The 7,556-nt window shown below is 66.5% G+C and carries 6 protein-coding genes, 1 pseudogene and 1 riboswitch; of the genes and pseudogenes, 4 read left to right on the forward strand and 3 right to left on the reverse strand.

Annotation, left to right across the window (positions count from 1 at the left end):
- From FFS27_RS24945 to FFS27_RS24955, 3 genes and pseudogenes are all read right to left on the reverse strand, one after another.
- A pseudogene (locus FFS27_RS24945) lies at window positions 1-425 on the reverse strand (PepSY domain-containing protein); the annotation flags it as partial.
- A 10-nt stretch (window positions 426-435) separates the two neighbouring features.
- Complete coding sequence (locus FFS27_RS24950) at window positions 436-2,628, reverse strand: TonB-dependent receptor (protein ID WP_023100753.1); 2,193 nt, start codon at window positions 2,626-2,628, stop codon at window positions 436-438.
- A 125-nt stretch (window positions 2,629-2,753) separates the two neighbouring features.
- Entirely contained in the window at window positions 2,754-3,170 is a 417-nt protein-coding gene (locus FFS27_RS24955; protein ID WP_003084647.1) for a DUF2946 domain-containing protein, read from the reverse strand.
- Between the two features lie 178 nt (window positions 3,171-3,348).
- Window positions 3,349-3,454: riboswitch (S-adenosyl-L-homocysteine riboswitch) on the forward strand.
- Between the two features lie 22 nt (window positions 3,455-3,476).
- On the opposite strand from FFS27_RS24955, the gene ahcY reads away from it, so the two are divergent.
- The 4 genes from ahcY (at window position 3,477) to FFS27_RS24975 (ending at window position 7,536) form a co-directional block, all read left to right on the forward strand.
- A complete protein-coding gene (gene ahcY, locus FFS27_RS24960; RefSeq protein WP_021263108.1) occupies window positions 3,477-4,886 on the forward strand; it encodes an adenosylhomocysteinase in 1,410 nt (469 codons plus the stop codon).
- Window positions 4,887-4,926: 40 nt separating this feature from the next.
- Complete coding sequence (locus FFS27_RS24965; protein ID WP_003118822.1) at window positions 4,927-5,481, forward strand: HD domain-containing protein; 555 nt, start codon at window positions 4,927-4,929, stop codon at window positions 5,479-5,481.
- A gap of 66 nt (window positions 5,482-5,547) precedes the next feature.
- Window positions 5,548-6,396, forward strand: coding sequence for a methylenetetrahydrofolate reductase [NAD(P)H] (metF, locus tag FFS27_RS24970; protein WP_031299890.1), 849 nt, complete (start codon window positions 5,548-5,550; stop codon window positions 6,394-6,396).
- 69 nt (window positions 6,397-6,465) lie between these two features.
- Window positions 6,466-7,536, forward strand: a complete 1,071-nt coding sequence (locus tag FFS27_RS24975; RefSeq protein ID WP_003084637.1) for a hypothetical protein — start codon at window positions 6,466-6,468, stop codon at window positions 7,534-7,536.
- The last annotated feature ends 20 nt before the right edge of the window (window positions 7,537-7,556 follow it).

Here is a 7,556-nt window from a genome sequence, read left to right on the forward strand (position 1 = left end):
AGGTTGCGGGTATGGGTCCAGGCGTCTTCCTCGATCCGCCCTTGCAACTGCATCGGTACTTCGCCGCTGAAGGCACGGGCCGAGGCCAGCACCCTGTCCGCGTCCACCGCCAGCGGTCGGCCGTCGCGCGCCGCCAGCGCACGCGTGCGTCCGTCGGCATCGTCCAGCAGGTAGGTCGGCAGGCCTCCTACGCTGGCCAGCCGGATGCTCCGCGGGGTCTTTCCATCGCCGCCGGCGAGAGCCGTCCGCAGCGGTACGCAGGCCTCGCAGCCGTCCAGCTCGGGCAGGTGGGCCAGGCGTTCCAGCGGAGTCAGCTTGGGATAGCCGACATACAGCATGACCATGCCGGAGACGAACCAGAGCACCATCAGCAGGCAGCAGCCGATGCCCAGCCAGCGGTGCCACAGGTACAGGTAGCGTTTCATCGACGACTCCTCAGAAGCGCGTCTGCACGCTCAGCTCGAAGGTGCGCGGGTCGCCGACGTAGTACAGCGGCGTGCTCTGCACGAAGCGCGCGTAGACCTCGTCGGTGAGGTTGCGCACGCGCCCGGTGATCCGCGTGCGCTCGTCCAGCCGGTAGCTGAGGAAAGTCCCGTAGACCGTATAGGACGGCACGTGCCAGGTGTTGGCGTTGTTGGCGTACACCGAGGACACGTAGCGCGCGTCCACCCCGCCCTGCCAGGCCGGGTCGAAGTCGTAGGTCAGCCACAGGTTGCCGACCCGCTCCGGCACGTTCGGCGGCGTCTTGCCCTTACGCGAGACGGCGACGCCGCCGACGTTCTCGGTGAACTCGTCGTACTGCGCGTCGACCCAGGCGAAATTGCCCTCGGCCAGCAGCTTCGGGGTGATCCGCAGGGAGGCGGCGGCCTCGATGCCCCTGGAGGTCTGCTGGCCCACCGGCACGCTGAGGTTGGGGTTGTTCGGGTCGGCCACCGAGAAGTCCCGGCGGACGATGCGGTAGGCGGCCAGGGTGGCGCTGCCGCGACCGTCGAGGAAATCGAACTTGCTGCCCAGCTCCCACTGGTCGCCGGTGGACAGGTCGTAGTCGCGGACCTGGCCGAAGCTGGCGCTGGTCAGCACCCCGCCCGGCGGGTCGGCGGCGGTACTGTATTGCAGGTAGACGTTGGCGTGCGGGGTGAACTGGTAGACCAGCCCGGCGCGCCCGGTGACCACGTCCCAGCGCCGTTCGAAGTGTGCGGGATCGCTGGCGGTCACCGTCCGATGGTTGCGCACGTCGAGGTCGAGGTGGTCGTAGCGCAGCCCGGTGACCAGCGAAAGCTCGTCGGTCAGGCCCAGGCGGTTCTCGGCGAACAACGCGCTGGTGCGCACCTCGTTGCTGCGGTCCTTCCGGTGGCCGGGACGCATGCCCGGCAGGTCGTAGAAGTGGCCCGGCTCGAAACTGGCCGGATCGACCGTACCGAACGGCCCGGAGGCGGTACTCGGGAAGCGCGTCTGCTTGTTGATGCTGTAGTCGAAGCCCAGCGCCCAGTCGCTGGCCAGTCCGAACAGCGGCTGGCTGTGCTGTAGCTCGAAGCGGTTGCCGTTGAGCTGCTGGTCGTGGCGCTGGAGGAATGCGTTGGAGCGCACCACCCCGCTGTTGTCGGCGTTGTAGCGGTAGGTCTCGAGGTTGCGGTAATCGCGCTCGGCGTCGTAGTGGTAGAAGGTGTTGCGCCAGCGCGTGCTGTCGCTGACCCGGTATTCGAGGATCGAGCGCAGCCAGCGCACGCGCTGTTCGTAGCGGCCATCGGCGACATTGTAGTTCTCGCGGCGACGGCTCTTGTCGATCTTCAGCTCGCCGGCGTAGGGATTGAGCACCGGTGTGCCCCAGTAGGGGCTGTCTTCCTGCTCGTCCTGGTACTCCAGGGCCAGGGTGTGGGAAAGGTCCGGGGTCAGGTCGCTGAGCAGGGAGAAAGCGACGTTCCACGATTCGCGCGAATTGCGGTCGACGTAGCCGTTGCCGCCGCTGCGGCTGACGTCCAGGCGCACGAAGTGCTTCGGCTCGGGGCCGATGCCCAGGGCCTGGTTGAAGCCGAAGGCGACTTCCGAATCGTCGTAGCTGCCATAGCGCACCCGGCCTTCCATGAAATCGCCGTAGCGGTCGGCGAGCTTGCTGATGTAGTCCAGCGAGCCGCCGACGGCACCGGCGCCGTTGAGGAAGGAGGACGGACCGCCGACCAGCTCGACGCGGTCGACGATCCAGTCGTCCAGCGGACGCATGGCGCTGCTGTATTGCACCGGAATGCCGTTGAACAACTGGTTGACCTGGTTCGAGCTGAAGCCGCGGTAGGTGACGAAGCCGCCGAAGCCGGGCGGCGCCGAGGCGTTCACGCCGGGCAGGCTGTTGGCGATGTCCTGGGTGCTGCGCAGGCCGCGCCGCTCGAAGCTGGCACGGTTGGCCACGCTTACCGAGCCGGGAGTCTCGCGCAGGCTCAGGCCCAGGCGCGAGCCGCCGCCGGCGCTGTCGTCGAGATCGAGGGCCGGCGGGGTTTCCCCGGCGGCGCCGGCGCTGACGGTGAGGGCGGGCAGTTCGGTGGGTTCCTCATCGGCCCAGAGCCAGGCCGGAACGCCGGCCAGGGTGAGGTTGAGACCCAGCGCGAGGACGCGGCGGGCCGTGGAGTGCTTTTTCATCGAGCGATCCTGAAGCAAGGCATGGTGGGCACGCCCGCCTCGCCCGGATGGACAGCGGCGAGCGCTGCGCGGACGAGGCAGGACGGGCGACGGATGCAAATTCCCGGCGCGGCGGGCGTTCAGGATCAGGCGGGGGAAGCGCGCGGGTTGGCCGGCGGCCAGACGTACCGGGGCGGCACCGGCTCGCGCGTGGCGGGCGGGCGGAAACGCGCCTGGCGTCGCCGTTGCAAGCGCCAGGACCAGATCACCCCGAGCGCGACGAACAGCACCAGGGCGCTGCACATCGGGCAGCTCATCGGCAACTGGGGATTGACCGGTGCCGGATCGCCGGCGGACCCGTCGTCGGGATCCAGGGATAGCCATTGGCTGGCACCGGCGACGCAGAACAGCCCGACGCTGGCCTTCTGCCCCTTGTCGCTGCCCACTCCCAGCGCCTGCAGGTGCAGGACGCCGCAAGCCAGCGCGTTGACCAGCACGCAGGCACAGAGGGCGAAGCTCAGCCACTGCAGCAGCGGCGAGCGGGAGTTGGGAGCGATTCTCATGACCGCGCACTCTAGCATCCTGACCCGCAAATTCCCCGCGCTTCTGCGCTGCGGTGCATCGCCGCAGCCCGAGGACACGACGCACGGCGACGAGCGGCGTATCAGGGGTGACTTGGGAGTTTCATGTGGCGCCGCTATAATCGCCCGCTCAGGCGGCCCTTCGGGTCGCTCCCGCCTTCCGTTCGAGGGGCGCTGCAGCAGGCCTAGGCCTGTCAGGCTCGAACGGAGCGCGCTCTCAGGCCGGCCTCGCCGGTCTGTCAACGCACCAACGGCGCCCATTCGCAGACAACGAATGGAGAGTTACGCATGAGCGCTGTCATGACGCCCGCCGGTTTCACCGACTACAAGGTCGCCGACATCACCCTGGCCGCCTGGGGCCGCCGCGAGCTGATCATCGCCGAATCGGAAATGCCCGCACTGATGGGCCTGCGCCGCAAGTATGCCGGCCAGCAGCCGCTGAAAGGCGCGAAGATCCTCGGTTGCATCCACATGACCATCCAGACCGGCGTGCTGATCGAGACCCTGGTCGCGCTGGGCGCCCAAGTCCGCTGGTCGAGCTGCAACATCTTCTCCACCCAGGACCAGGCCGCCGCCGCCATCGCCGCCGCCGGCATCCCGATATTCGCCTGGAAGGGCGAGACCGAGGAAGAGTACGAATGGTGCATCGAGCAGACCATCCTCAAGGACGGCCAGCCGTGGGACGCCAACATGGTGCTGGACGACGGCGGTGACCTGACCGAGATCCTGCACAAGAAATACCCGCAGATGCTCGAGCGCATCCACGGCATCACCGAAGAGACCACCACCGGGGTCCACCGCCTGCTCGACATGCTCAAGAACGGCACCCTGAAAGTCCCGGCGATCAACGTCAACGACTCGGTGACCAAGAGCAAGAACGACAACAAGTACGGCTGCCGCCATAGCCTCAACGACGCCATCAAGCGCGGCACCGACCACCTGCTGTCGGGCAAGCAGGCCCTGGTGATCGGCTACGGCGACGTGGGCAAGGGCTCCTCGCAGTCGCTGCGCCAGGAAGGCATGATCGTCAAGGTCGCGGAAGTCGACCCGATCTGCGCCATGCAGGCCTGCATGGACGGCTTCGAAGTCGTCTCGCCGTACAAGAACGGCATCAACGACGGCACCGAGGCCAGCATCGACGCCGCGCTGCTGGGCAAGATCGACCTGATCGTCACCACCACCGGCAACGTCAACGTCTGCGACGCCAACATGCTCAAGGCGCTGAAGAAGCGCGCGGTGGTCTGCAACATCGGCCACTTCGACAACGAGATCGACACCGCCTTCATGCGCAAGAACTGGGCCTGGGAAGAGGTCAAGCCGCAGGTGCACAAGATCCACCGCACCGGCAAGGACGGTTTCGACGCGCACAACGACGACTACCTGATCCTTCTCGCTGAGGGCCGCCTGGTCAACCTGGGCAACGCCACCGGCCATCCGAGCCGGATCATGGACGGTTCCTTCGCCAACCAGGTGCTGGCGCAGATCCACCTGTTCGAGCAGAAGTACGCCGACCTGCCGGCCGCCGAGAAGGCCAAGCGCCTGAGCGTCGAAGTGCTGCCGAAGAAGCTCGACGAGGAAGTGGCCCTGGAGATGGTCAAGGGCTTCGGCGGCGTGGTCACCCAACTGACCCCGAAACAGGCCGAGTACATCGGCGTGAGCGTGGAAGGCCCGTTCAAGCCGGACACCTATCGCTACTAAGCGGACCACGGGGCAGGCGCCATGCGCCTGCCCCGTTCGCATGAGCGCTCCCACGATGTCCACGCACCTCGCCGATCGCTACAACCAGGCCTGGCTGTTCGCCGCCCGCGCCCACCGCAACCAGACCCTCAGCGGCTCGCCGCTGCCTTATCTGGTGCACCTGGGCATGGTCGCCAACGAGCTGCTGGCCGCCGATCGCGACGGTGCCATCGAACGGCTCGGGGAAACCCTGCAGATCGCGGTCCTGCACGACACCCTGGAAGACACGGCGACCTCACCCGAGGAGCTGCGGCAACAGTTCGGCGAGTTCGTCTGTGCCGGCGTGCAGGCCCTGAGCAAGCGCGTCGGCGACGGCCCCAAGCGTTCCCTCGACGACTATCTCCAGGCGCTTGCCGAGGGCCCGGCGCAGTACGCCCTGGTCAAGCTGTGCGACCGCATCACCAACCTGCAGCCACCGCCGCAGACCTGGAACCAGGACAAGATCGCGAACTACCACCAGGAGTCGCAGCTGATCCTCGCTCGCCTCGGCCATGCCCACGCCGCGACGGCCCGACGCCTGCGGGAAAAAATCGAGCACTACCGCCAGTACTACTGAAGTACCCGGCGCTAGTCGGAATCAACAAGAAGAGGCGCGGCCGTGGTCGCGTCCAAGGAACCGATCATGAGTCAGAGCGAACGCCGTTTCAGCTTCGAGTTCTTCCCGGCGAAGACCGAGGCCGGCCATGAAAAGCTGTTGGCCACCGCCCGCAACCTGGCGGGCTACAAGCCCGACTTCTTCTCCTGCACCTACGGCGCCGGCGGATCCACCCGCGACCGCACGTTGAGTACCGTGCTGCAACTGGACGGCGAGGTGAAGGTGCCGACCGCGCCGCACCTGTCCTGTGTCGGCGACTCGAAAGCCGAGTTGCGCGAACTGCTCGGCCGCTACCGCGAGGCCGGCATCCGCCGCATCGTCGCCCTGCGCGGCGACCTGCCGTCGGGCATGGGCATGGCCAGCGGCGAACTGCGCTACGCCAACGAACTGGTGGACTTCATCCGCACCGAGACCGGCGACCACTTCCACATCGAGGTCGCCGCCTATCCGGAAGTCCATCCCCAGGCGCGCAGCTTCGAGAATGACCTGGCGAACTTCGTGCGCAAGGTGAAGGCCGGCGCCAGCAGCGCCATCACCCAGTACTTCTTCAACGCCGATGCCTATTTCTACTTCGTCGAGCGGGTCGCCAAGCTCGGCGTGGACATCCCGGTGGTCCCCGGCATCATGCCGATCACCAACTACTCCAAGCTGGCGCGCTTCTCCGACGCCTGCGGCGCCGAACTGCCGCGCTGGATCCGCAAGCAACTGGAAGCCTACGGCGACGACAGCCGCAGCATCCAGGCCTTCGGCGAGCAGGTCATCAGCGAGATGTGCGAACGCCTGCTGGAGGGCGGCGCACCGGGACTGCATTTCTATACTTTGAACCAGGCCGATCCGAGCCTGGCGATCTGGAAGAATCTCCAGCTGCCACGCTGATACCGCCTACGCGGTTCGGCCCGGCAGCGTATACCGGCAGGGAAGCCTCTCACGCGATCCACGACAGACATGGCCAACTCACGCAAGCATCTGATCTACCTGGTCTACGGGCGACAGACCTACCACCAGGAAGCCCTGTTCAGCATCGCCAGCGCCTTCGCCCACCTCCGCGACGGGGCGGCGCATGGCCTGACGGTCAGGGTCTATACCGACGACCCCAGTCCCTACGCCGGCCTGCCGGTGCAGGTCCGCGAAGTGACGGCCGAGGAGCTGGTCGCCTGGTGCCAACCGCACGGCTATCACTTCCGCGCCAAGCACGTGGCCCTGCGCGACGCCCTGGAAGACGCCGACCAGGCATTGCTGATCGACACCGATACCTTCTTCCACAGTTCGCCCCTGCGCCTGTTCGACCGCATCCAGCCCGGCAGCCTGCTGTGCAACGCGATCGGCGCGCGCTATGGCGAACACCGTAACTTCCCGCTCTACCGCGACCTCTCGCCCTACCTGTTCGAGCGCGGCTGGGCCGACGACGAGATGCACCAGCTCAACTCCGGCGTCATCGGCCTGCCTCGGGAAGAGGCGAAAATACTCGACCGTTCGTTGGAATTAATGGATGAACTCTATCCAATTGCCAACGGTGCCTATACTCTTGAGGAATTCGTCCTGGCCGTCGCCGCCCACAAGCGGCTGGAGCTGGTGGGTTGTACCGACCTGATCCACCATTACTGGAGCCGGAAACAGCTGTTCCGCGCGAAGATCCAGGCCTGGTTGTGCAAGCACGGTTCCTCCCTTCTCAGCGCTGCAGCCCTCGACGACACCCTCAAGGTGACCGATCGACTGCCACGCCCACCGCGTGCCAAGCGTCTGCTGTACAAGCTGGGAACCCTGCCGTTGCCGGCTCCGATGCGCCAGTTCAGTATCGAACTGCTCTACGGTTGCCACGAATACAGTAACGAGTTCGACCGGGCCTGCGGCCCCGTCTGGTGGGAGAAAGCCGCGACCAATGCCATCGAACGCTATCCGCAGGAACCGATTGCGGAACAAATCGAGGATTGGCTGAATCACAGCTTGCTGCGCAACCTCCTTGGCTCCCGGGCCAACGAGATCCGCCAGCATTTGCGCCAACGTGACCTGCTCTGACCGCAGCCCTCCGTTGACGC

The organism is Pseudomonas sp. 2VD, assembly GCF_005503585.1.
GTDB classification, from domain to species: domain Bacteria; phylum Pseudomonadota; class Gammaproteobacteria; order Pseudomonadales; family Pseudomonadaceae; genus Pseudomonas; species Pseudomonas aeruginosa.

Bases quoted from the DNA above. Each gene is read 5' to 3' on its own strand.
- FFS27_RS24950 (WP_023100753.1), bottom strand. From the start codon at position 2,628: ATGAAAAAGCACTCCACGGCCCGCCGCGTCCTCGCGCTGGGTCTCAAC.
- FFS27_RS24955 (WP_003084647.1), bottom strand. From the start codon at position 3,170: ATGAGAATCGCTCCCAACTCCCGCTCGCCGCTGCTGCAGTGGCTGAGC.
- ahcY (WP_021263108.1), top strand. From the start codon at position 3,477: ATGAGCGCTGTCATGACGCCCGCCGGTTTCACCGACTACAAGGTCGCC.
- FFS27_RS24965 (WP_003118822.1), top strand. From the start codon at position 4,927: ATGAGCGCTCCCACGATGTCCACGCACCTCGCCGATCGCTACAACCAG.
- metF (WP_031299890.1), top strand. From the start codon at position 5,548: ATGAGTCAGAGCGAACGCCGTTTCAGCTTCGAGTTCTTCCCGGCGAAG.
- FFS27_RS24975 (WP_003084637.1), top strand. From the start codon at position 6,466: ATGGCCAACTCACGCAAGCATCTGATCTACCTGGTCTACGGGCGACAG.